At 36.8% G+C, this 23,988-nt stretch carries 22 protein-coding genes; 5 read left to right on the top strand and 17 right to left on the bottom strand.

The genetic code is table 11. From position 1 onward, the window contains the following. Positions 1-5: 5 nt before the first annotated feature. The 16 genes from ABR854_RS01965 to ABR854_RS01890 form a co-directional block, all read right to left on the bottom strand. Positions 6-1,079 carry a c-type cytochrome gene (locus ABR854_RS01965; RefSeq protein ID WP_350263659.1) on the bottom strand — a complete coding sequence of 358 codons (1,074 nt, stop codon included), beginning with the start codon at positions 1,077-1,079 and terminating at the stop codon, positions 6-8. A gap of 158 nt (positions 1,080-1,237) precedes the next feature. Continuing rightward, positions 1,238-2,110, bottom strand: a complete 873-nt coding sequence (locus ABR854_RS01960) for a sterol desaturase family protein (RefSeq protein ID WP_350263658.1) — start codon at positions 2,108-2,110, stop codon at positions 1,238-1,240. A 364-nt stretch (positions 2,111-2,474) separates the two neighbouring features. Next, positions 2,475-2,810, bottom strand: a complete 336-nt coding sequence (gene trxA, locus ABR854_RS01955; RefSeq protein ID WP_350263719.1) for a thioredoxin — start codon at positions 2,808-2,810, stop codon at positions 2,475-2,477. Continuing rightward, the gene (locus tag ABR854_RS01950; protein ID WP_350263657.1) at positions 2,807-3,037 is read right to left on the bottom strand and encodes a hypothetical protein; all 231 of its coding nucleotides are present in this window, start codon (positions 3,035-3,037) and stop codon (positions 2,807-2,809) included. The genes trxA and ABR854_RS01950 overlap by 4 nt, the downstream gene beginning before the upstream one ends. A gap of 35 nt (positions 3,038-3,072) precedes the next feature. Next, a complete protein-coding gene (locus ABR854_RS01945; protein ID WP_350263656.1) occupies positions 3,073-3,399 on the bottom strand; it encodes a rhodanese-like domain-containing protein in 327 nt (108 codons plus the stop codon). A gap of 169 nt (positions 3,400-3,568) precedes the next feature. Further along, positions 3,569-4,984 carry an MBL fold metallo-hydrolase gene (locus ABR854_RS01940; protein WP_350263655.1) on the bottom strand — a complete coding sequence of 472 codons (1,416 nt, stop codon included), beginning with the start codon at positions 4,982-4,984 and terminating at the stop codon, positions 3,569-3,571. A gap of 84 nt (positions 4,985-5,068) precedes the next feature. Beyond that, positions 5,069-5,878, bottom strand: a complete 810-nt coding sequence (locus tag ABR854_RS01935; protein WP_350263654.1) for a sulfite exporter TauE/SafE family protein — start codon at positions 5,876-5,878, stop codon at positions 5,069-5,071. A 135-nt stretch (positions 5,879-6,013) separates the two neighbouring features. After that, a complete protein-coding gene (locus tag ABR854_RS01930; protein ID WP_350263653.1) occupies positions 6,014-6,664 on the bottom strand; it encodes a Crp/Fnr family transcriptional regulator in 651 nt (216 codons plus the stop codon). Between the two features lie 486 nt (positions 6,665-7,150). Next, positions 7,151-7,684 (bottom strand): ATP synthase F1 subunit delta, encoded by a 534-nt coding sequence (atpH, locus tag ABR854_RS01925; RefSeq protein WP_350263652.1) that lies wholly within the window; start codon positions 7,682-7,684, stop codon positions 7,151-7,153. 192 nt (positions 7,685-7,876) lie between these two features. Next, positions 7,877-8,371, bottom strand: coding sequence for a F0F1 ATP synthase subunit B (gene atpF / locus ABR854_RS01920; protein WP_350263651.1), 495 nt, complete (start codon positions 8,369-8,371; stop codon positions 7,877-7,879). A 249-nt stretch (positions 8,372-8,620) separates the two neighbouring features. Continuing rightward, positions 8,621-8,890, bottom strand: coding sequence for an ATP synthase F0 subunit C (gene atpE / locus ABR854_RS01915; RefSeq protein ID WP_350263650.1), 270 nt, complete (start codon positions 8,888-8,890; stop codon positions 8,621-8,623). A gap of 114 nt (positions 8,891-9,004) precedes the next feature. Beyond that, a complete protein-coding gene (gene atpB, locus ABR854_RS01910) occupies positions 9,005-10,069 on the bottom strand; it encodes a F0F1 ATP synthase subunit A (protein ID WP_350263718.1) in 1,065 nt (354 codons plus the stop codon). Between the two features lie 417 nt (positions 10,070-10,486). Then, on the bottom strand, positions 10,487-10,696 hold the full coding sequence (locus tag ABR854_RS01905; protein ID WP_350263649.1) for an AtpZ/AtpI family protein: 210 nt from the start codon (positions 10,694-10,696) through the stop codon (positions 10,487-10,489). Between the two features lie 78 nt (positions 10,697-10,774). Beyond that, a complete protein-coding gene (locus ABR854_RS01900) occupies positions 10,775-11,647 on the bottom strand; it encodes a glycosyltransferase family protein (protein ID WP_350263648.1) in 873 nt (290 codons plus the stop codon). A gap of 102 nt (positions 11,648-11,749) precedes the next feature. Then, entirely contained in the window at positions 11,750-12,886 is a 1,137-nt protein-coding gene (locus ABR854_RS01895) for a glycerate kinase (protein ID WP_350263647.1), read from the bottom strand. A gap of 174 nt (positions 12,887-13,060) precedes the next feature. Continuing rightward, on the bottom strand, positions 13,061-14,437 hold the full coding sequence (locus ABR854_RS01890) for a methylmalonyl-CoA mutase subunit beta (protein WP_350263646.1): 1,377 nt from the start codon (positions 14,435-14,437) through the stop codon (positions 13,061-13,063). Between the two features lie 204 nt (positions 14,438-14,641). Here ABR854_RS01890 and dnaA point away from each other — a divergent pair, with 204 nt between their 5' ends. Next, a complete protein-coding gene (gene dnaA, locus ABR854_RS01885) occupies positions 14,642-16,099 on the top strand; it encodes a chromosomal replication initiator protein DnaA (protein WP_502881171.1) in 1,458 nt (485 codons plus the stop codon). Positions 16,100-16,260: 161 nt separating this feature from the next. On the opposite strand, the gene ABR854_RS01880 is transcribed toward dnaA, so the two are convergent. Then, positions 16,261-17,475, bottom strand: a complete 1,215-nt coding sequence (locus ABR854_RS01880; protein WP_350263645.1) for a class I SAM-dependent rRNA methyltransferase — start codon at positions 17,473-17,475, stop codon at positions 16,261-16,263. Positions 17,476-17,699: 224 nt separating this feature from the next. Here ABR854_RS01880 and ABR854_RS01875 point away from each other — a divergent pair, with 224 nt between their 5' ends. The 4 genes from ABR854_RS01875 to ABR854_RS01860 all read left to right on the top strand — a co-directional run bounded on the left by ABR854_RS01875 (position 17,700) and on the right by ABR854_RS01860 (position 23,946). Further along, a complete protein-coding gene (locus ABR854_RS01875) occupies positions 17,700-18,689 on the top strand; it encodes a sugar phosphate isomerase/epimerase family protein (RefSeq protein WP_350263644.1) in 990 nt (329 codons plus the stop codon). A gap of 60 nt (positions 18,690-18,749) precedes the next feature. Then, on the top strand, positions 18,750-19,304 hold the full coding sequence (locus tag ABR854_RS01870) for an RNA polymerase sigma factor (RefSeq protein WP_350263643.1): 555 nt from the start codon (positions 18,750-18,752) through the stop codon (positions 19,302-19,304). A gap of 167 nt (positions 19,305-19,471) precedes the next feature. Further along, the gene (locus tag ABR854_RS01865; protein WP_350263642.1) at positions 19,472-20,545 is read left to right on the top strand and encodes a FecR family protein; all 1,074 of its coding nucleotides are present in this window, start codon (positions 19,472-19,474) and stop codon (positions 20,543-20,545) included. Between the two features lie 281 nt (positions 20,546-20,826). Then, positions 20,827-23,946, top strand: coding sequence for a TonB-dependent receptor domain-containing protein (locus ABR854_RS01860; protein WP_350263641.1), 3,120 nt, complete (start codon positions 20,827-20,829; stop codon positions 23,944-23,946). The last annotated feature ends 42 nt before the right edge of the window (positions 23,947-23,988 follow it).

Below are 23,988 nucleotides of genomic sequence, written 5' to 3'. Positions count from 1 at the left end.
TCAGCTTATTTTGAATTTGATGATTTTTTGTGGGATTCTTTCCATTCTTTGATTGGCTTATAAGGGCCGTATTTATGTTGTTGTTCAGAGAATGGGTCGGCATAAGGGCCAAAAGGATGGTCGAAAGGTTTGCCTGCAATATTTGGCCAGTCTTTGCTTAAATCTTTGGCTGGGCGAGGTTGAGAGTTTACAAAAGCGGCAATATCCCACGCTTCTTCGTCAGTCAGTTGTGGGCGTTCGTAGGTTGCACCGAGTGGCATATTGTATTTTACGTAACCCGCAAAATTGGAAATTCTATACAAGCCCGCCCCGTTATTATAGCTATTTTTGCCCCAAAGTGGCGGATAAGTGTAGCTTTTCCCATTTTCGGCCATTAAGCCTTCGCCATTTGCTTGGTGGCATGATTGACACTTTTGTTCGTAAACTACTCGTCCTTTTTCGGGGTCAGTTGGGTGTTTTAAACCTTTTACTTTAAAAATTCCAGCTCCACGAGGTGTTGTTTTCTTTGGTACATCTGAGCCAACCCATTTGATATAAGCCAAAATCGCTTTCATTTCTCGGCTACTCGAATCAAGAGCTTTCCCGTTTAGACTTCGCTCAAAACAATCATTTACTCGTTTTACTTGATTTTCGACTGCCCCCGAACGCTCCCTAAATTTGGGATAATTGGCTTCAACAGCAAAGTAATTATTTCCCCACGGTTGAGTACCAGCATTCAAATGGCAATTTTGGCAATTCATACCATTTGAAATCTGTTTTATGCTACCTTTTGGTCCTAAATATTCGGAAGTATGAGCTATGAGTTCTTTACCGTATTTGACCAGTTTTTGCTCTTTGGGTTCGAGTTTCATAATTCTCCACTCGGCTGGAGCTGTCCAGACTTGCACAAAATTGGTGTCGATTTTTACGACTTCTTTTTTCTCAGAAGTTTCTTCGGAAGTCGTTGAGCCAGGTACACCAAAAAGATTTACATAGACAAACCCGAGAATTAAAAACATAGTCAGTAGCAATAAGCCACTCAAAAAGCCTAAAATAGAAGTTAATTGTTTTGCAGCTTTGGTTGAATCTGATTTTGCCATAAGATAGCTTCGATAATTTACTACAAAATTATGAGTAATATCATTGTCCTTATGTGATATTTGTCACAAACACAGAAATAATAGTATAAAACGAATATAAAAAAGCAACAAGCCTAATAATAAGACTTGTTGTTCCTAATGTTTATTCTACCTTAATTTTATTTTTTCCAGAAAGAATATGTTAGTTGCGACCAAAAAGTTTTGGGAAATTTGGCCATATTATCGAAGCCCAATTTGATGGTTTCGTCTTCTTTTGGCACATAGTTTAGTCCAAAAATATAATCCCAAATGCTGAGGGTAATGCCAAAATTTACGCCATTCATTCGCTCTTTTGGTAGCTCTTCAGCGTGATGCCAAAGGTGCATTTGTGGACTGTTAAAAATGTATTTCAAAGGTCCCAAAGGCAAATAAATGTTTGCGTGATTGAGATGTCCGACCGCCAAAGTGACAATATGAACGATGAAAAAATCTTGTATTCCGAAGCCAATCATGGCCAAAGGAATGTATTCTAAGGTTCTGTAAATGATATTTTCCATCCAATGGTAGCGAAGATGACCAGCAAAACCCATTTCTTCGATGCTATGATGAACTTTGTGTACTTCCCACATCCACGGCACTTTGTGCAGCAAACGGTGGACATTCCATTGAACGAAATCACGTACTAAAAACAGAGTAAGTAATTGTAACCAAGCTGGCCAACTTGCCACATTGAGGGCTACCAAGTTTTTTATGCCGAAAATCCCTAAGAAATCGTTGAAGGCCTGCACCGCCACATTTGAAATAGCATTGTAAGCAATGAGCGAAAACAGGAAAAAATTAAAGAACATATAAAACACATCGACCCAAAAATCGTGGCGAATTGCTCCTTGATTTTTACGCCACGGAAACACGATTTCAAGCGTCCAAACGGCCAACGAAAGTCCCAAAAGCCAATAAAAATAATTGTGCCACGAGGGGTTTAAAATTTCAGAAAGCAGGTAATTAAAATATCCTGTATAACTACCTACAATGGTTTCAATGTACTTTTCCATGGTGCTTTGATTAATATTTTAGAGCAGTTTTGAAATAGCTTTAAAATTACTGATACAAAACAACGGCATTGAAGATTGAAAGTCTGTGATGGATGTTACATAAAAGAAATAAAAACTCTCAACAACTAATTTTGCTGAGAGTTTCACGATAAGAAATGCTTAGTTGAATCAATCTGGTTTTTTCTTCCGAAATTCCATCTTATAAATTACCCACCCAAAACCAGCAAGCAGATGAAGTAAAACGATGCCGAAAATTACCTTTTCCCACATAAAATATTTGTTTTTGAGTGCTTTTTAGAGAACGAAATTGTTGACTTTTGGGAAGCCGATTTTATTATAGAAAAACACTCCAAAAACCTTTCATTTAGCCACCAAATTGATTAATTATCTGTTCTAACTGTCTTTTTTGTACAACGCCCGATTGTCTCCATTTGGTTTCACCTTTCTGAAATAATATTAAAGTAGGCACTCCCTGAATGCGATAGACTTGTGCCACCGCTGCATTTTTATCTACGTCAACTTTGAGAACTCGCACTCGCTCACCCATATCTGCCGCAAAGTCTTGCAAAATTGGGGTCATCATCTTACAAGGGCCGCACCATTCAGCAAAAAAATCGACCAAAACGGGCGTTTCGCTATTGATGATGTCGGCAAAAGTTTGTCTTTTTTCGCTCGTTTCCATTTTCTTAGAGGTTTTTATTCTATTTCTTCAAAACTAATATCTTCAACTTTCTGATTTGAGTTACGGTAAGGCACATTACAGCCATTGCTTCCACAGCCAATATTCATCATGGCTTGAAGAAGAAACAACCCAGCCATTACTCCGATGATAGCTTGGTGTTCGGTAATGGCAGCATAGCCAAGCCAAAGTCCGATTCCTAAGCGAAGTAGTCGCATGAAATCCCAGTTTTTGAGTATTGTTGTCATTGTTTTTGAAGATTAAAGTTATTTATGCACTAATTTTAATATGGCCAGTGCATCATGCCACCCGTAAGATTATAAAGATTTTTGAAGCCATCTTTGCTCATCATTTCGCAGGCACTCCCGCTACGATTTCCGCTTCGGCAATACACAAAATAAGTTTTGTCTTTGTCCAAAGCAGCTACTTTTTGCGTAAAACCACTTCCCATAATATCAATATTTATTGCACCATCAATGCCGCCTTGTTTATGTTCGGCAAGCGTTCTAACATCCAAAATAACAGCGTTTGGTGTGTTGGCAATGAGTTGTCTGAAATCAGCAGCTTTTACGTTTTCGTAACTTTTCTTGGTTTTAAAAAAATCTAACATGGTCTTCGTGCTTTTGTGTTGTAAATAATTTCTATGACAAATGTCTGATTTTGCAACAAGAAGTAACGTGATAAATGTTACACTTGATTAAGAAATATGAGAATATCTCTTAAAGAAACAAACCCCAAAACATACTATGCTTGGGGTTTAAAAAGGTTATAAGTTGAGTTTAACAAACTGCCGCTTCAACAACTGTTGTTTCAATCGGATTGCCTTTGTTTACCCATTCGTTCATTCCTGCCGAATAGTTTTTGATATTTTGGAAACCTGCTTTTTCTAAAACCGAGTGACCGATTGCCGCTCTATCTCCCCCTTGACAGTGAATAACAATTTGTTTGTCTTTGCTTACTTTATCAAGGTTTTGTAGAATCGTTCCGACAAAAATATTATCAGCACCAGCTATGTGGCCCGTATTAAATTCGGCAACACCTCTGAGGTCGATGATTTGGGTATCTTCACGGTCTAAATAGGTTTTAAACTCGTCGATTCCGATTACATCGCTTTGTTTCAATTCAATTCCTAACGAATTTACGTTTGATATATAACCCAAAACATTATCTAAACCAATACGCATTAATTTACGAGTAAGGTCTTCTATTTGGGCATCTGTTGCCACCAACATAAATTGTTCTTCGTAATTCAAAAACCAGCCCATCCAAGTTGCAAAAGCGTTGTTTCCTTGAATATTAATGCTTTCTGGCACATATCCTGCCGCAAAATCAACTTTATTGCGAGTATCAATTAGTTTAATACCTTTCGCCATTGCTGCTTTTACTTCTTCACCCGAAAGTTTCTTTTGCGACGGAACTTCGGTCAATAACGGACGATTCACTTTGTTTAAGTGTTTCATCATGGCAAAATATTTTGGTGGCTCTGGTTGGTCGGCCAACAAATATTGCACAAAACCATTTTTATCGTCTTCGTACTGAAAAGCCCAGTTTCTGATTTTTTCGTAACCTACCGTTGAGCTTGGTACTGCACCCAACGCTTTTCCGCAAGCTGAACCTGCACCGTGACCAGGCCAAACTTGTAAATAGTCAGGCAAAGCATTGAAACGTTGCACCGATTTATACATTTCTAATGCACCTGCTTCTTTTGTTCCTACTACACCCGCTGCTTTTTCTAATAAATCGGGGCGACCGATGTCTCCAACAAAAACGAAATCACCTGTAAACAACATCACTGGTTCTAAACTTGCTGGCTTGTCGGTCAATAAAAAGCTGATACTTTCTGGCGTGTGGCCTGGTGTGTGTAAAACTTCGAGAGTCAGATTTCCGACAGTAATTATGCTGCCATTTTTCAGACCAACGTGTTCAAATTCATATTCCCAACCTTCGCCACCTTCGTCAGAAAGATACATTGTTGCACCAGTAACGGCTGCCAATTCTCTCGCACCCGAAAGGAAATCTGCATGAATGTGCGTTTCGGTTACGTGTGTAATTTTCATATTATTTTGCTTCGCAATTTCGAGATACGTGTCAATATCTCTTTTTGGGTCGATTACGATAGCGATTCCTGCCTTTTGGCAACCTATAAAGTAGCTCGCTTGAGCTAAAGATTTATCATATACATGTTGAAAAAACATAGTTTTATTAAGTTTTAGATTTGATTCAAAATTAGATTGTTTGAAAAACGTTTACTGTGACATTTATTACAAAGCCACGATTTTTTAGGCTTTAAAGAAAACTTCTTTCGTGATGATGTAAATTCCCATAACTAACACAAACCAACCGAATGATTTTTTGAGTTTTTCGCCTGAAATAAACTTAGAAAGATATGTTCCAACGAAAATTCCTCCGACTGAAAGTGCAGTAAAAGGCAATAAGAAAGCCCAATCGACAGTCAAATTCGATAAATCGCCTAAAAATCCGATGAGAGATTTGGCGGCAATAATCAATAGTGAAGTTCCGACGGCCATTTTCATTGGTAATCGAGCAAAAAGTACGAGTGCGGGAATAATCAGAAATCCGCCACCAGCACCTACGATTCCCGTGAGCATTCCGACCAACGCACCTTCGAGGGCAATCATTGGATAATTGAATTTCAACTCGCCCGTATTTTCGTCTTTTTCTTCTTTTTTATTTTTTATCATCGAATAAGAGGCCGCCAACATTATAAGAGCAAAAAACACCATGATGCCCACATTTTTTGAAACATCAAAACCTGAAAAGCTCATCAATGGGTCGGGAATGGCAGGAACTAAATATTTGCGAGTAAGAAAAACTGTTGTAAAAGATGGAATGGCAAAAACAAGAGCCGCTCGGTAGTTGACGAGTTTCTTTTGCATAAAGCTTGCGGAACCAACTAATGAAGTTGTACCAACCACAAATAAAGAGTAAGCCGTAGAAGTAACTGGACTAATATGAAGTAAATAAACCATTACGGGTAAAGTTAGAATACTACCACCACCGCCAATCAAACCCAAACTAACCCCGATTAACACTGAAGCACTGAAGCCTACTATTTCTGTTGAATTCATTTTCTTTTATAATGTTTGCGTAAATAACACTACAAAAGTATCGGGAGCGAAATCGGTATTCCGTGATAATTGTTACATAGCCAAAAAATTATGATTTTTATCAATTTTTTGAAACCTTAAAAAAAGCCTTGAATTTTATTTCAAGGCTACATCGAGCAATTCAATTTTATTTCTTGAAAGTTTTACTCTGCCGAGGCGTTCGAGTTGCTTGAGTAATCGGGAGATAACTTCTCTTGAAGTGGCCAGTTCGTTACCCAGTTCTTCGTGAGTAACATTAAAAACCGAACATCCACATTGAACCGATTTTTTCTTTAGTAAAGCAATCAGACGTTCATCAAGTTTAAAAAATGCAATTTGGTCAATGGCGGCCAGTAAATCATCGAAACGCTTTTGGTAAGTCATAAAAACGTATTCTTTCCAAGATGAATATTTGGTCATCCATTCTTCTATTTTATGAACTGGCACTTGAATTAATTGCGTTGGAGAGTCGGTTATAGCCGTAATTTCGCTTTTACGGCTATTTAAGCAACAAGTAAGCGACATCGCACAGGAATCTTTTTCGCCTAAATAGTAAAGCAGAGCTTCACGGCCATCGGCATCCGAACGCACAATTTTTACTGAACCATTCAAAATTATTGGCACCGAACGAATAAATCCACCTGGACGCATCAAAGTAAAACCTTCTTCAACTTCCATATAAGTGCCGAACTCAATAATTTCTTTTAAAAGACCAACTTCAAAGATGATTCCGAATTTATTATGTAAAAAGCTAAGATCTAATTTCATTTCGAGCAAATTAAATATGGTTAAACTGATTTACACGGCTACCTTTCGTCTTTGAATTTAAATAATTTTAAAGAAGTCGTGTCACTGATATTCAATCTATTGATATTCAGCAAACATTAAAATTATATGATATTACCCATTCGTGTAGGCCTTTACATGAAAATAAGTAAAAAGTGTGATATTATAAGTAAAAAGTACCTTAAAACAGGCAATAGGGAGGAATCTTTATTATTTCTTCTACTCTAAGAATATAGAAAACGTTATCTATTTATGTACTTCTTTCTCTGATAGTATAATTTATACAATAGTTATCTCTGAATCTTTCATTTTCCCAAAACGTTCATAGGCTATTGTAATTTTTACGATTGTCTCACAGAAACCAATCCCATATATAAGAAAAAACCCCACCTAAAGGGCGGGGGATTTCTCAACTTTATAGCCATGAAAACTAATACTTTTTATATGCGAGCTTTCTCGCTAAAGAGTTTACGCTAATGATAGTTTCAACTCATTTAATCTCTTTCTAACCGAAGTATCAATTTGTGTATCGCCTACACTCAAGATATAACCTCCGATAAGGTTTTCGTTTACTTTCTCTTCCAATACAACTTTCTTGCCAGTTGCATCACTAACGATTTTAGTAAATTCAGTTCTTTGAGCATCTGTCAACGCCGTAACAGTTGTTACCGTTACTTTCTGTATTCCCTTTTGTTGGTTATACAATTTATCAAACTCCTCTGCTATCGAATAAATCAGATTTTCTCTGTTCTTCTTAGTTAAGACGTTGAAAATTGAAAAAGTCACAGGGTGAACGTTTTTTTCGAAAGTTTTTTTCAAAATTCCTAATTTTGTGTGGTGACGTACAATTGGATTGCCCATTACCACTAAAAACTGACGATTTTCGTCACATACTGTTTTAAACAAAGTCATATCGTCATTAACTTCATTAACGACATTTTTCTCTGTTGCCAAATCGAATAACGATTTAGCATATCTATAAGCAACTATTGAGTCTGCCATTGTATTTTGAGCGAATTCTCGGGTGCTTTATAGCTTATTTCTAAACAAAAGTACAACCGAGTGTTTCAATAAAACAAATTTTGTGTAATAATTTTTGCAGTTCATTGCATTTACTTCGCAAAATATTGAATATCTCAGAAGATAAAGCAATGTATGCAAATAAAGCTACTAATTGAACTAAAAGCTGACTAATTAGTTAAGGTTTGCATCAGCAATCAAAGTTGACACTAATGCTTCTTGTGAAGTTTTATCAGACAACTCTCTACGAATTACCTTTTCAGCAATTTCAATTGAGAAACTTGCCATATCTTTCTTCATTTGAGCAATCATCGCAACTTTCTCTTGTTGAATAGCCTCACGAGCATCAGCAATGATTTTATTTCCTTCAATGACAGCTCGTTCTTTCGCTTCAGCAATTAATTTATCAGCAGCATCTTTACCAAGACGAATAACGTTGTCACGTTCAGCACGAGCTTCAGCTAAGATTTTATCGTTATCAGCTTTCAATTTAGCCATTTCAGCACGTGTTTCCTCAGCCATTCGAAGAGCCGACTCAATTGAATCCTCACGTTCTTTCAAAGATGATAAGATTGGTTTCCAAGCAAATTTCTTCAAAACGAATACTAAGATTCCGAAAACTAATGCCATCCAGAATAAAAGGCCAATGGCAGGGGTTAGCAATTCCATTTTATTATAAAATTATAAAAATTAATAATATTTTTAAACTAATTGATGAAACTCGGTCTTTTGTTCTACTAAAAAACGGCACTAATTAGCCAGTTTTCAAATGAAATTTGTAGAATTTTACGAGTTTTCAAATTCTTTATTTAAGCAAATTTGTTAAGGGCAAAGTTTGAAACCTGCACCGACGCCTAATGCGAGCGGAGCAGGTTTTCAATCTAAAAATGTTTGCGGTTAATACCGCTTGGTTGATTCTTACGCTAATTTGAAAGAAATCAACAAACAGATTACAGCTGCAAATAACGCAACGGCTTCTACAAGGGCAGCAATGATAATCATCATTGTTTGGATTTTGTTAGCAGCCTCAGGTTGACGAGCAACACCTTCTAATGCACTGCTACCAATTTTACCTAAACCAAGACCTGCACCGATAGCAGCAAGACCTGCACCAGCAGCAGCACCCATAACAGCAAGACCACGTCCGCCATCAGTGGCAGCTTGTAAAAGAACTTGTAAAAAAGACATGTTAAAAAAATTTATATAGTGAAACAAAAAATGCGAAATAGTAAAGCGTCCACTGACGATAGTCGATAGTAAGTTTTATTTGTGGACTTCAGACTATCGACTGTGGACAAAAAATCAATGTCCGTGGTCCACATCATGGTGTTCTTCGATAGCACTACCAATATACATTGATGAAAGCAATGTAAAGATAAATGCTTGTAAGAATGCAACCATTAGCTCAATGGTATTCATAAACAATGTAAACATAGTTACGATACCACCCACAGCAACACTTTTGAAAATAAATATCAAACCAAGTAAACTTAAAATGATAATGTGCCCTGCGGTGATGTTAGCAAATAGACGAATTGTCAATGACATTGGCTTCATGAAAACACCCGCAATTTCAACAACCCACATCAAAGGTAACATCGCAACTGGCACACCTTCTGGTTTAACCAAGTGTAACCAATAATGTTTGTTAGCGTTTGCGTGTGTAATAAAGAATGTAATTACAGCCAAGAAAAGCGTAATACTGATATTTCCTGTGAGGTTAGCACCACCTGGTACAAGACCCAATAAATTGTTGATAAGGATAAAGAAAAATAGAGTCAACAAATAAGGAAGATATTTTTCGTATTTAGGGCCGATATTTGGTTTAACAACCTCATCGCGGATATAAATAATAATTGGTTCAAGGAAAGATTGGATACCCTTTGGTGCTTTTCCACGATTTTGAGCAAAACTTTTAGCAACTGTTGACATCAAAGTGATTAAGATAATTGCACTTAATATCATTGAAGCAACATTTTTTGTAATTGACAAATCCCAAACGTGAACTTCTTCGTCAAGTCCACCTTGTGGATTTAGGCGATGAATATGCTCGTGGTTATTGATATAACCATTATAAACGCCGTGTCCTTCGGCAAATCTTTTTGAAGAAAAAACTTCAAGACCATATTGTTTGGTGTATAAAATAACTGGCAATGGTAATGTAAGACCGTGAGCAAATTCCCATTCGTGAGAATCAGCAATGTGGTGCATAATCATTTGACCGATGTCAAATTTTTCTTCTTCGTGAGACGTAGCTTCGTGGTTCTCATGATTAGCTTCGTGACCTTCCTGAGCAGATACGAAACTTATCGAAAATAACGACAATGAAAGAACGAGTAGGAGTTTTGTTGTAATCTTACGCAACATATTTTCTGTAATTATTCGGTCAATTAATAGTGAATTCATCACTTTCCTGAATTTTGCCGCAAGTTACTACTTAAATTCCAAATCTCAAACACTGTATAAAATAAATATAGTACAAAAAAGTTTAAAATAAATAATTCTTGCTGTTGAAGACCTCTATAAAGCTCAAAACCTATGAAAGCCAAACTAAGAATGAGACGCAAAACCGTAGCTGAAAGGTAAAAGATGATGATATTTTTATCTTTTCCTTGTAAACCCATCTCAATTAGCCGATGCATTAAAAACGAGAAACCTACAAAAAAACCAAGTATTAACCACCTTTTAGGATGCAAGAAAGTATCGAGTGCAAAATATTTGGCTAAAAAAAATACAATTATAAAAAAGAAAGTAAAGATGATAGTACGTAGCATTATGAGTTGTTTAATTTTTAGGAAGTTGCCTGATTACATTGTATAGAGCTGTACCTATCGAAAGTAGTGACAGCACAAGTGTAGCAATTGGATTTTTATAGGTCATTTTTCCATCAATCCAATAGCCCGCCCAAGTACCCAAACCAATCGTCAATGCCATTTGGAGACCAATTTGGGTAAAAACGACCCAGTTTTGTTTGTCTTTAGGTGATTCTTGCATTGTTTTCTTAAAAAAGAATCAAGTTAGAAACTTGATTTACAGAAAGAACTAAAGTAATCCTGTCTGTCTTAAAATCTTTTAAATCCTGTTATAGTTTTTATACTCTCCTATCCGCCAGCCTGTTAGTTTTTCAAACTGCATTAAAATACGATTTTTTAGGGAATATTTTTTTTGCTGAATATCAAAATCAAAAGCCCAATTCATGTGTTCAATGCGTGGTTGTATAACTTTTGGATGTGTTCCCTCAAAAAGTGTGAGTGAATCAATGCCTGAATAATCGAATGCTTCGTTGGCAGGTTGCTGTTCGTCAAGTTCTTGGTCTGTGTGCCAAAAATATGATAACCCACGCACTTTTTCGGTCATTTTTATAGGTGGTTTTACCCAACCGTAATGATAAATATAGGCATCAATCGCTTTTACTTTCAGTTTTGTATTATCTTTTTTTCGGAAGCCTTGTGCATCTCGGTAAGACGCAACTTTTTTTGTGTGGCGAATAATTCTGATTTCATTTCGATACCATTTTCTTGAATCTGCTACATATTTATAGGAACCATAAAAATGCGTGTATTTAAATAATAAACCTTCTACCGAAACATCGTCTTTGTACGCCAACACGGCATCTTTGATAGCTTGATGATATTTTTCATGTACAATTTCATCGCTTTGAATATAAAACGCCCAAGTTGTATCATCACTCACAGCTGCCAATGCTTTATCAGTTTCGATAGCCAGAACTCTTCCATCTTTTCGCAATGAATCATCCCAGATAGTTTCAATAATACGGATTTTGTCTGATTTGATGGATTTTATCAAATCCAAGGTTCCATCTTCTGAGTTTCCAACGGCAACCACAAATTCATCACAAACTGGCAAAATCGAAGTAATTGCCTCTACAACTGGATAATCGTACTTGATAGCATTACGGATAATTGTAAAACCTGTTATTTTCATAGAAATTACTGAATGAATGCTTCAATGAGTGAATGAGTAAGTGTTTTCGGAAAACAGCAATAAATTTCATGCGTTTTATTCAATCATTCAAAACTCTATCATTCAATCATTAGAATTGTGCCACAAATTTACCAAATAAAAAGTAGCATTTCGCACGCCTTCGTAACCATATTTTAGTGCGTCTTCTAAATTCATAGGACTATTTAAGATTGAAGTAGCATAATTTATACCTATTTCTTGTAGATCCTGTGGCGAAACATCGAGCGTTCCACAGATGGCAGCAATCGGAATTTTGGCGTGAGTTGCTCGGTCAGTTATACCTTTTATGAGTTTTCCTTGCAAGGTTTGGTTATCAATTTTTCCTTCTCCTGTAATGATTAGGTTTACGTCTTTCAAGTTTTTATCAAAATTACAGAAGTCCATCAAAAGCTTCACACCTTCTTTCAATTCCGCATTGATAAAAGCCATTGCACCGAAACCCAAGCCCCCTGCTGCTCCAGTTCCTGCGATTTGTGCGTAGTCTTTTCCGAAATCTTGTTCAAAAATTTTGGCAATGTTCTTTAAACCTTTATCTAATTGTTCAACAGCTTGCTTATCTGCTCCTTTTTGTGGGCCGTAAACGTAAGCCGCACCATTTTCTCCGAAAAGTGGATTGGTTACATCGCAAGCTACTTTAATGTTTAATGATGAATTGTAAATGGTAGATGAAGATGGTTTTATTGCTTTAATTTTAATGAGATTTTCACCTATTGGTTTCAATTCTTTACCATTTTCATCTAAAAACTGCCAACCGAGAGCAGCAGCCATACCGATTCCGGCATCGGTAGTGGCACTTCCGCCAATTCCAAGTATAATGTTTTCTACGCCTGCTTCTAAAACTAGCTTTATCAATTCTCCTGTACCAAATGTACTGGTTTTCAACGGATTACGTTCTTCTAATTTTAACAAACGTAAACCAGAAGCCGTTGCCATTTCTATAAAAGCAGTTTTTCCGTCGGCCGAAAGTCCGTATTCGGCATCAATTAATCTTCCGAGTGGGTCTTGAACTTTGGCAGTTTGTTTCTGCCCGCCCGAATACCAAAGTAGTAAATCAAGCGTACCTTCTCCGCCATCAGCCATTGGTAAACTCACCACTTCGATTTCGGATGAAACCATACGAATACCTTCAGTCATGGCTTCGCAAACCTGTGGAGCATCTAAAGAACCTCTGAATTTATCGGGAGCAAGAAGGATTTTCAAATCAATTATTAGTGTTTCTACACTTTAGTTTAAACTATATTCTGATTCAAATTAGCCAAATTTTTCTTCAAGAACGTCCAAATTGGACGTTCCTACGAGCAAGAATTCAACTCAAAGTACCAAATATCAATTATTAATAAACAATTATCAACGTTATTGTTTTCAAAACATATTTTATTCAAAAACCTCCGAAAGTCTTCTATTTTCCAAGTAAATAGCACTTTCCGTTGAATTTTTAACAACTTTTGATTCATTTTCGGGTTCTACTCTAAATTTATTTACACCAACCATCACTTTTCCATCTTGCAAATTTCTAACTTTTGCTTCAAAAGATCGATTAATTTCATCCTTAATAAATCCTTTTTCAAAAGCCGCTGAAATTCCGCCCAAGCCCTCTACTTGCTGAAACAATTTCCACGCAGCTACTGATAGCTGATTTGTAAGGTTTTCAATGTAGTACGAACCAGCCGATGGGTCTATAGTTTTATCAAGATGAGCTTCTTCTCGCATCAAAATCGACACATTTCGAGCAATTCGTTCGCCGAGTTCGGAATTTTGTTCTCCAATTACTGTATCATACGCAAGCACGGTTAAAGCATCACAACCGCCCATCACGGCCGACATTGCTTCGGTAGTTGCTCGTAACATATTGGTATAAGGGCTCAAAGTTGAGTCATAGAAACTTGATGTTTGGCAGTGAATCTGACAGTTTATGATGAGAGAGTGGCAATCATAAGACTCAAGTATTTTACTCCATAAATAGCGTAAAGCACGTAATTTAGCAATTTCAACGAAGTAGTTAGTTCCAACCGAAACCGAAAATTCTAACTTATTAATGACTTGTTCGGCAGATAATCCAAGGTCTGTCAATTTATCTAAATTTTCTACCGCAGCTGCTATCGTAAACGCCAATTCCTGTACCGCATTTGCTCCTGCATTATGAAATACGTGAGATGAAACAATCAATGCTTGAAAGTTAGGAAATTGTTCTGTTTCAATCATCACTTTTTTTGTACATTCCCAAGTAAGTTTATCACCTTCCGAAGAAGTTTTGCTAAAAGAATTGGCAATCACATCTACTTGAAGGCCACCTTTTGGTAAATAATGAACAAACTTGGCAAGATTTGTTAGTAGTTCTGTGCCTTGAAGCGTTGTAAAAAAGATAGGCGTATCGCTCAGTTTAATATTATTAAGCAATTTTACTAAATCGACTTGATTGATGTCTTTGTTTAAAAAATCAATATTTACCGCATCTGCACCACGTTGCAAATAATTGATTATTAAAGAATTAGTTTCTCTTTCGTTTGTATATTTTACCGAAGGACGATTTTGCCATGAACCCGTTTTCTTGTTTTTCTGAGCAGCTTGAATTGCAGAAAGTGGTAAATCGCTTAAATCCTCTTTTGCATAGTAAGGCTGGATGTCGAAATTGTCGAGCGAATGCCAAACAAGCGTATCATCGAAGTTTTTTCCTTTTAAATCTTTCGTTACTTGGGCAATCCAGTCGTTCTTGGTGATTTCTGGAAATTCGGTGAAGAGTTTTTGTTCCATGAGTGAAATTGTATTTTTCTAAGATTATAATTGTTGTACTCTGACAAATGTAAAAATAAGCTTTGTACTTTTATCAGACAAATTTTATTTGGTAAAATTTAGTTTAGGAAATACTTTGATATTAGTTTAAAAATCTCAAAATTCACCACTCGGTTAGGTCGATTTTTTTGTTATCTTTGCAACCCTTTTGATTTTGACGAAAAAATGACCGTTTTAGAAACCCCAAAAAACTCCAATATAACATTGCAACGTGAGGTGGACATAGTGTGGCAAAATTGCCTTAAAATGATACGGGAAAGCATCTCCGAGCAAAGTTATAAAACTTGGTTCGAGCCGATTGTACCCGCTAAATTAGAAGGAAAAAAACTGACCATCCAAGTGCCAAGCCAATTCTTCTACGAGTGGCTTGAAGAAAACTATGTACATTTATTGAGAAAGTCTTTGGATTATGCCATCGGTCGTGATGGAATGCTCGAATACTCAATTGTGGTTGATAGCGGAAATCGTCAGAAAAATGAGCCACAAATCGCGGTAAATATGCCTCCAGTGCATAGTCCACAATACGCCAAACCCGATAATCATAATGCTGATGTTGTAAAAAATCCTTTTCAGATGAAGGATTTGGATTCGCTAAGCCTTGATTCTTACCTCAATCCTAATTATACTTTTGATAATTTTGTGGAAGGAGATTGCAATCGTTTGGCAAGAGCAGCGGGTTTTGCAGTTGCATCAAAACCAGGGGTTACGTCGTTTAATCCGTTGATGATTTATGGTGGCGTTGGACTCGGAAAAACCCACTTGGTGCAAGCCATCGGGAATTTTATGAAAAATAAAGCGGGTGGAAAATTTGTACTATATGTTTCGTCCGAAAAATTTACGAGTCAGTTTATCAATGCCATCAAAAATAATAGTCTGCAAGATTTCATGAATTTCTATATGCAGATTGATATTTTGATAATTGATGACGTGCAGTTTTTGGCAGGAAAAGAGAAAACACAGGAAACTTTCTTCCATATATTTAACCATCTTCACCAGTCGGGTCGTCAGATTGTGATGACTTCTGACCGCCCACCGAGAGAATTGGAAGGCGTAGAAGACCGACTTTTATCACGTTTTAAGTGGGGACTGACGGCAGATTTACAAACGCCTGATTTAGAAACTCGTATTGCGATCATTCAGAAAAAAGTACAAGCCGAAGGAATAGAAATTGCTTATGAAGTAATCGAATATTTGGCTCATAGTATTGATACAAACATTCGTGAACTGGAAGGTGTCATGATTTCGCTTTTAGCACAAGCTTCGCTCACTCGCCGTGAGATTGATTTGGAATTGGCCAAAACTACGCTTCGCCATTTGGTGAAAGATTCGGAGCGTGAAGTGACAGTTGATACGATTATTGAAGCAATTACAGAGTATTACAAAGTTCGTACGGCAGATTTGAAAGGAAAAAGTCGTTTACGTGAAATCGTGTTGCCTCGTCAAGTAGCGATGTATTTGGCTAAAGAACTGACAAATCTTTCGTTGAAATCAATTGGTTATCATTTTGGAGGTCGTGACCACAGTACGGTTATTCATGCCATTCAGACGGTCAATGATTTGATGGATACTGATAAAGAAATCAGCACAGCAGTTGCTAAATTATTGAAGATGTTTAGAAAGTAAATAGACCACGGTCGATGGTCAATAGTCCATAGAAATGAGCGAATTTATCCAAATTCGCTCATTTTTCATTTCATTGCCGTTGTGTTTTATCCAACTGTAAATAATAATATTTTCCTCTTCTTTTGCGAAATGGAACCGCCAGACGTTCGGTTCACTTCACTTTATTCTACATAAAGCACCAAACCTTTCAAATAACTACCTTCGGGGTGAAATAAATTTACAGGATGGTCTGCTCCTTGTGTGAGATGATGCAAAACCCTCACTTGACGACCAACTTCAAGTGCAGCAGACATAACAGTATTATAAAATAATTCTCGGTCAACCACTTGTGAACATGAAAATGTAAACAAAATTCCGCCTTTGGCCAGTCTTTTTATTCCTTCCACATTCAATCTCTTATAGCCTTGTACCGCATTATGGCGTTTGGCTACGTTTTTGGCATACGCTGGCGGGTCAAGAATAATCAGGTCATACGTCTGGTCGTTTCGCTTCAAATAATTCATTACATCTTCCGCATAGGCTTCGTGTTTATCAGTTTCTCCGAAATTTAAAGCAACATTCTGATTCACCAAATCAACGGCTTTTTTTGAAACATCGACCGAATGCACCAATTCCGCTCCTGCTTTTAGAGCATAAATCGAAAAGCCTCCTGAGTAACAAAATGAATTTAATACTTTTTTACCTTTCGCATATTGTCCCAATAAAGCACGGTTATCTCGTTGGTCGAGGAAAAAGCCCGTTTTTTGTCCAGTTTGCCAGTCGATTAAAAACTTATTATCATTTTCAGAAACTTCATGCGGAATTAACGAATGAGCGAATGAGTGTGTGTTTGAATGAGTGAATAGATATAAATTTTCAACCGTTTTTGCAAAGACATCTGGTAAAGCTTCCTTGCTTTTATCATAAACCGCCAAAAGGTTTTCGCCATAAATTTGCTTTAATCCTGCTACTATTTTTTCTTTTTCTCGCCACATTCCAATCGTATGAGCTTGAAACACCACCACACCTTTATAAAAATCAAGAATTAAACCAGGGAAACCATCACCTTCGCCATGAATAAGTCGATAGCAATCGACAACCCCACTCCCACCTTGAAACACAATTTTTTGGCGAACTTGATAAGCGACACTTAGTTTTTCAAGCCAAAATGCCTCATTGATTTCGGTAGCTGAATAAGAAAAAATCTTTACTGCAATGCTACCTTTATAATAATGCCCAGTTGCGAGATAAGTTAGTTTTTTATCGAAAACCTCTACTACATCACCATCGGTTGGATTTCCTTCGGTGCGAGCAATTGCTCCCGAAAAAATCCAAGGATGTAGCCGTTTTACAGCTATTTCTTTTCCTGCGTTTAAAATTACTTTTGCGTACATCAATTGAAAAATTTACGAATGACGAATGACGATTTACGAATACTTTCCTACTTACGAGAAATAAAAAAATACCCAAATCGAAATTCGATAGTCTTTACTAATGAAAATATCTACAAAATAAGAAAAAAATGAGCCTTGATAAAATCATATCACTGATTAAATATTATATTTACCTTCAAGTTTTAAAAGTAGATTTAAACTTATAACCCTTAACCCTTAAAAATACCATGAAAGTCAACCGTAGAAACTTCCTACGTCAGACAGGACTTATCGCAGCTACTCCTTTGATAGCCAACGAATTATGGTCTTGTACTCCCTCTTCAAAAACCGAAGAAAAAAACACCGACTCAACCGCAACTTCTTCAATTATAACCGAACCATCAGTAAAAGAATTTGGCTTACAGCTTTGGACAGTAAAAGAAGACATGGCAAAAGACCCGAAGGGCGTTTTGAAGTCTTTGGCAAGTTACGGCTACAAGCAAATCGAAAGTTTTGAAGGCGATAAAGGCATATTTTGGGGCATGACCGCCAAAGAATTCAAGACTTATATGGATGAATTGGGCATGTCAATCGTCAGTACGCATTGTAATCCTGATTTTACGATGAAAAAAGAAACGGAAGATAAATTCAAGAAATTGGTTGATGATGCTGCAAGTATTGGCATGAAATATTTGATAAATCCTTTCTTGGGAAGTTTGAAAACTGCCGATGAATGGAAAAAAGCCGCCGAAGGTTTGAATCGTCAAGGAGAAATTGCGTCTAAAGTTGGTTTGAAGTCTGGTTATCATAATCACCACTTTGAATTTAAGAAATTTGCAGATGGCACTTGTCCAGAGCAGATTTTATTAGAAGGCACTGACCCTAAATTAGTCGATTTTGAATTAGATTTATACTGGGTTGTAAAAGCTGGCGAAGACCCAGAAGCATGGCTTACGAAATACAAAGACCGTTTCCGTCTCTGCCATGTAAAAGATTATTACAAAGAAGAAAAAATGAAAGAAATCGAAGCGAAAGAAAAACAAACTGACCCATTTTGGCCAATTGGTGGCTCGACGATTGTGGGAACAGGCCGCATTGATTTCGCAAAAATATTAAGTACGGCAAAAGCCAACGGCATGGAATATTATATTGTTGAACAAGAACGTTTCGACAATACAACTCCACTAAAAGCCGTTGAAACTGACGCTCAGTACATGAAGAAATTAGTATTTGCTTAACTACTATCCGTGGCACGTACACCGTGCCACGGATAAACTCTTGAAAAAGAGTGTTTTTCTATGAATCAAAACGAAAATTACCTTGATGGCTTACTTTTAGAAGCACTTCGCAAAGATGACGAAAAAGCATTGGGGTATTTATTCAATACTTTTTATAACAAACTCTACCGAATCGGACTTAAATGGTGTTTAGATAGCGACATCACAGAAGAGTCTATCCAACTGATATTTAGTGACTTATGGAAATATCGTCATTCTTTAAGCGATATTCAATCGTTTGAGGCTTATCTCAAAAGTTCTCTTAAAAAACGCATTTTCAAAGAACTTCAAAAAGTAAATAGCATCGAAAAAGTAAATTGGGAAGATGCCGAAAACTTCATTCTTTCTACGCAATCGTATGAGGAGATTTTAATAAAACAAGAATCTGACACACACCTAAAAAAGCAACTTCACCTTGCCCTTGAACAACTCTCGCCCCGCCAAAAAGAAATCATTGTTTTGAAATACTTTGAAGAACTCAGCTTCAAAGAAATTGCAGAAAAAACTGGTCTACAAACCGATAGCATTTACAAAACCCTACACGAAGGAATTAAGAAACTGAAGGGTATTTTGTAAAGATTAAGGAAGTCTTCGCTTGAAGGGGGACGCCCAGTCCGAAGTCTTCCTTGAAAAAGTTTTCAACAAATAATTCAAAAAAATCAGGAAGATTTTCTGAAAGGTTTCCTCTGTACTTATAAAGCAGAATATTATTCTTACAAACGTACAACATAATAGCAATTTCCATGAAAAATAAAGCAGCTCTTACCATTGATGAACTTTTAGTGAATGAATCTTTTTTGAATTTTTATTTCAGAAAAGATGAGGCTGATATATTAGAATGGGAAGATTGGGCAGAAGACCACCCCGAACGCCAAGAATTGATAAAACAAGCATTTATTCAGCTTGACAAACTTTCGTTGAAGTGGAAACGAGAGCAAATTTCGGAGAAGTTTGAGGAATTAAATGAAAAATTAGAAGAAATTAAGCCTTTACAAGTTAGTTTTCGCCGTCCACAAATTATTCGTTGGGCAGCGGCGGTTATTTTGTTTTTGGGCATTGGTTGGTGGTATTTTCAGCAAAACAACAGCAAATCAGTTATTTATACCGAATTAGTAGAAAATGCTCCGACAGCTCTCATCGAAAAAGAGAATAATACAGATAAACCCTTGTTGATTACGCTAAGCGATGGTTCATCAATTTTACTTCAACACGGCAGCCGATTGAGTTATCCAGCCAATTTTGAAGGAAATACAAGGGAAGTTTATTTAGATGGTGAAGCGTTTTTTGAAGTAGCAAAAAATCCAGAAAAACCTTTTTTGGTATATGCCAACGAGCTGGTTACGAAGGTTTTAGGCACAAGTTTCAACATAAAATCTTTTAAAGGGCAAAAAGATATTCAAGTAATTGTTCGTACGGGAAAGGTTTCAGTTTTTAAGCTAAATGAAGTACAAAACAGCAAAAACGTTAAGATTCTCGAAGGTGTCGTAATTATCCCGAATCAACAAATAAAATTTGATAAAGAGAAAAGCAATTTTTCCAAATCATTGGTTGAAGCACCAGAAATGCTTTCTGAAATGCCACAATATAATTTTGAATTTAAAGATGTTTCGGCAAGCAGTGTTTTTGCCACTATTCAAAAAGCCTACGGCATCTCGATTGTTTATGATGAAGAATTATTGAAAGAATGCCCCGTAACAGCCTCATTATCAGACGAACCACTCTATGGAAAATTAGAATTAGTCTGTAATGCCATCGAAGCAGAATACCAACTCATTGATGGTCAAGTAATTATAAGTAGTAAAGGATGTAGGAATTAATTAAAAATGAAGAATTAAAAATGAAGAATTAAAAATTGAGAATTAGGAATTACACATTAATAAGCTGATTATATGCTACTTAACATAGTATTTTCATTCTTAATTCTACATTTTTAACTCTCAATTATATTTACCAATTTCATCTAAAAATCAAAAAAAATCGGTGATGCTACCAACATCACCGAAGTAATTTTCCCGAATTAAATTCTACCAAAATTTAATGCTTATCGGGAGTGTTTTTGTCTCATTTAATCACAAAATCATCAAAAACGTTTAAAATTATGCTAACTTTTACAAAATCCAATTCATTAATCGGAAAAATTATGAAATTGAGCCTTTTACAACTATGTTTGGCTCTGCTTTTCACTGGACTCAGCTACGCACACAAGAGCCACGCCCAAGAGGTACTCGACCGTGAAGTTTCGCTACAATTGAAAGAACAGAATCTTGAAAACGCTTTGAGTAAAATCGAAGAATCGGCTAATGTTAAATTTATTTTTAGCTCGAAACTCATCAAAAGTAGCCGCTTTGTTTCGCTAAACGTCAAACAACAAAAACTTTCTACCGTTTTAGAAGCACTCTTAAAACCCTTGAATATTGGTTTTAAAGTGAGTGGAAATAAAATTATCTTGAATCGTCAGGCAGAAAGTGCCGCTTTACTCGTCCCAAACGTAGTAGAAAGCCCAATAACAGGAAAAATTACCGATAGCCGTGGCGAGGCACTTCCTGGTGTAAGTGTGAGCATCAAAGGCACAAAGAAAGGAACAAGCACCGAAATGGACGGTTCGTTTAAACTCAACGCAGATGCAGGCGATGTATTGGTTTTTAGTTTTATTGGTTTTAATACAAAAGAGGTAAAAGTAACTGAAAATCAATCAGTTATTAATGTTTCGTTGGAAGAAAGTCTTTCATCGTTGGGCGAAGTTGTCGTTACGGGTACTCGTAGCAGTGGCCGCACAAAAATTGATACGCCTGTTCCTGTTGATGTAATTCCACTTTCGCAAGTAACCAATAATGTTGGTCAAGTTGATATTAACCAAATCTTGACTTTCGTAGCACCATCGTTTCAGTCTTCTCGCCAAGCAATTTCTGACGGAACTGACCACGTTGACCCAGCTCAATTGCGTGGCTTAGGCCCTGACCAAGTTTTGGTTTTGTTGAATGGAAAAAGAAGACATCAATCGGCTTTGGTAAACGTAAACGGTACAGTAAACCGTGGTACAGTTGGAACGGATATGAATGCAATTCCTGCCACAGCCGTTGAAAAAATAGAAATTTTGCGTGATGGTGCCGCCGCTCAATATGGTTCGGATGCGATTGCGGGTGTCATTAATATTGTCTTGAAAAAACAAATTGGTTTGAGCGGAAACGTTTCGGGCGGAGAATATATCACGAGTTATGATAAAAACTATGCGATTAACAATGGTCAGAACGCAAGCGTTAAAGTACAAGATGGTTTAACAGGGCAATTTGGGCTAAATTATGGCTTTAAAATCGGCAAAAATGGTTTTGTAAATCTTACAGGCGAATATGTTTCTCGTGACCAAACTAACCGTACAGGAACTTATACAGGACAAGTTTTTCCAGCCGTTACAGGTCAAACTGACGACCAAGTTGTGGCAAGCAAAGGATTAACTCGTGAAGATTTTGATATGCGTATCGGGAACTCACAAGTAAAAGGTGGCGGAATCGTCTTGAATGCAGCTTTGCCAATTAATGATAATATTGAAGTTTATGCTTTCGGTGGCTGGAATAATAAAAAAGGAAATGCGGCAGGATTTTACCGTTATCCGAACAGTGTTCCTGCGGCGGTTCGTACCAATGTTTTTGCGATTTATCCGAATGGTTTTTTACCAGAAATTAACTCTGATGTAACAGATATTTCATTTGCAGCGGGCGTTCGTGGGAAAGCCTTCAAAACTTGGAACTTTGATTTGAGTAATGTTTACGGAAAAAATATCTTCGATTATGGCGTTGACAATTCGGTGAATTACACTCAAGCGGTTTCGGGAAGTAATTTCCAACGTAAATTTGATGCAGGTGGAAATTCATTCTCACAAAACACTACAAACTTAGATTTCAATAAAAGATATGAAACGGTTCTAAACGGTTTGAACGTTGCTTTCGGAACAGAATATAAAGCAGATGCTTTTGGCACACGTGCGGGCGAAGAAAGTTCTTTCACCAATTATAATACGGCTTCGGGTGTAGCGGCAGGTTCACAGGTTTTTGCAGGATTTTTGCCAGCTAATGCAGGAACGCACACTCGCAATAGCTTTGCTTTATACACAGATTTAGAATTAGATATTACGAAAGCTTGGCTTGTTTCGGGTGCATTGCGTTTAGAAAAATATTCTAACTTCGATAATACACCACTCAATTATAAAGTAGCTACTCGTTATAAATTGACCGATAATATTGCACTTCGTGGAGCCATTAGCACGGGTTTTAGAGCACCTTCGCTGCAACAAAGTTATTATTCAAAAACCAATACTTTATTTCAAACAGTAAACGGTGTTCAAACACCAGTTGAAAGCGGTACATTTCCAAATGATAGCAAAGCAGCAAAAATTTTGGGGATTCCTGAGTTAAAACCTGAAACTTCGCAAAATATTAGCATTGGTGCAACTGCACAATTGGGCAAATTGGAATTAACGGTTGATGCTTACCAAATTGATATTAAAGACCGTATTATCTTGACAAATAACTTCACTTCGGGTGGAAATGCTGAAATTGCGTCTCAATTATCGGCTGCTGGTGCAACAACCGTCAATTTCTTTACCAATGCCATTGATACTCGTTCGAGAGGTTTGGAGGCTGTTGCGGCATATAGTACAAAAATTGGAGAAAAACACTCTTTAAAGTTCACATTAGCGGGTGCTTTTATCAATAATGAAGTAATCAAAGGTGCTGACGGAAAAGTAGCTATAAAAGCTTCTGAAACATTAATAAAAACGGGTCAACTTGGAAATTATTTTAACCGTGAAGACCAAAGTCGTATCGAAGTGGCGAGTCCAAAAAACAAAATTACGGGTACATTAAACTATAAATTTGGTAAATTCGGAGCAATGATTCGTGTAGTGCGTTTCGGAGAAGTGGTTTATTTAGACCCAACTATTACTGGAACGGATAAATTCGTGGCAAACACTTTCAATGGTGGCACAAAAGAAACTCTCGACCAAACTTTTACCCCAAAAGTAATTACAGATTTAACAGTGAATTATCAATTGGCTAAATCTATCAGCGTAGCAGTTGGTGCTAATAATATCTTTGATGTTTACCAAGATGTGCATACACATTCGGCAAATATGTCGGCTGGACGTTTCGTTTACTCACGTCGTGTACAGCAAATGGGTTTCAATGGTCGCTATATTTTCGGTCGTTTAAGCTTTAATTTCTAAATCATTAACTGGTTACTGGAAATTTGTAACTGGTAACTGGTT

It is taken from the genome of Emticicia sp. W12TSBA100-4 (genome assembly GCF_040253585.1).
Taxonomy (GTDB): domain Bacteria; phylum Bacteroidota; class Bacteroidia; order Cytophagales; family Spirosomataceae; genus Emticicia.
Note: the sequence above shows the minus strand (reverse complement) of the source record. Positions and strands in the feature narration are given on the sequence as shown.

Bases quoted from the DNA above. Each gene is read 5' to 3' on its own strand.
- ABR854_RS01860 (WP_350263641.1), top strand. From the start codon at position 20,827: ATGCTAACTTTTACAAAATCCAATTCATTAATCGGAAAAATTATGAAA.
- ABR854_RS01945 (WP_350263656.1), bottom strand. From the start codon at position 3,399: ATGTTAGATTTTTTTAAAACCAAGAAAAGTTACGAAAACGTAAAAGCT.
- ABR854_RS01950 (WP_350263657.1), bottom strand. From the start codon at position 3,037: ATGACAACAATACTCAAAAACTGGGATTTCATGCGACTACTTCGCTTA.
- ABR854_RS01905 (WP_350263649.1), bottom strand. From the start codon at position 10,696: ATGCAAGAATCACCTAAAGACAAACAAAACTGGGTCGTTTTTACCCAA.
- atpB (WP_350263718.1), bottom strand. From the start codon at position 10,069: ATGTTGCGTAAGATTACAACAAAACTCCTACTCGTTCTTTCATTGTCG.
- ABR854_RS01875 (WP_350263644.1), top strand. From the start codon at position 17,700: ATGAAAGTCAACCGTAGAAACTTCCTACGTCAGACAGGACTTATCGCA.
- ABR854_RS01870 (WP_350263643.1), top strand. From the start codon at position 18,750: ATGAATCAAAACGAAAATTACCTTGATGGCTTACTTTTAGAAGCACTT.
- ABR854_RS01935 (WP_350263654.1), bottom strand. From the start codon at position 5,878: ATGAATTCAACAGAAATAGTAGGCTTCAGTGCTTCAGTGTTAATCGGG.
- atpH (WP_350263652.1), bottom strand. From the start codon at position 7,684: ATGGCAGACTCAATAGTTGCTTATAGATATGCTAAATCGTTATTCGAT.
- ABR854_RS01940 (WP_350263655.1), bottom strand. From the start codon at position 4,984: ATGTTTTTTCAACATGTATATGATAAATCTTTAGCTCAAGCGAGCTAC.
- ABR854_RS01930 (WP_350263653.1), bottom strand. From the start codon at position 6,664: ATGAAATTAGATCTTAGCTTTTTACATAATAAATTCGGAATCATCTTT.
- atpE (WP_350263650.1), bottom strand. From the start codon at position 8,890: ATGTCTTTTTTACAAGTTCTTTTACAAGCTGCCACTGATGGCGGACGT.
- ABR854_RS01890 (WP_350263646.1), bottom strand. From the start codon at position 14,437: ATGGAACAAAAACTCTTCACCGAATTTCCAGAAATCACCAAGAACGAC.
- ABR854_RS01960 (WP_350263658.1), bottom strand. From the start codon at position 2,110: ATGGAAAAGTACATTGAAACCATTGTAGGTAGTTATACAGGATATTTT.
- ABR854_RS01865 (WP_350263642.1), top strand. From the start codon at position 19,472: ATGAAAAATAAAGCAGCTCTTACCATTGATGAACTTTTAGTGAATGAA.
- dnaA (WP_502881171.1), top strand. From the start codon at position 14,642: ATGACCGTTTTAGAAACCCCAAAAAACTCCAATATAACATTGCAACGT.
- ABR854_RS01900 (WP_350263648.1), bottom strand. From the start codon at position 11,647: ATGAAAATAACAGGTTTTACAATTATCCGTAATGCTATCAAGTACGAT.
- ABR854_RS01965 (WP_350263659.1), bottom strand. From the start codon at position 1,079: ATGGCAAAATCAGATTCAACCAAAGCTGCAAAACAATTAACTTCTATT.
- atpF (WP_350263651.1), bottom strand. From the start codon at position 8,371: ATGGAATTGCTAACCCCTGCCATTGGCCTTTTATTCTGGATGGCATTA.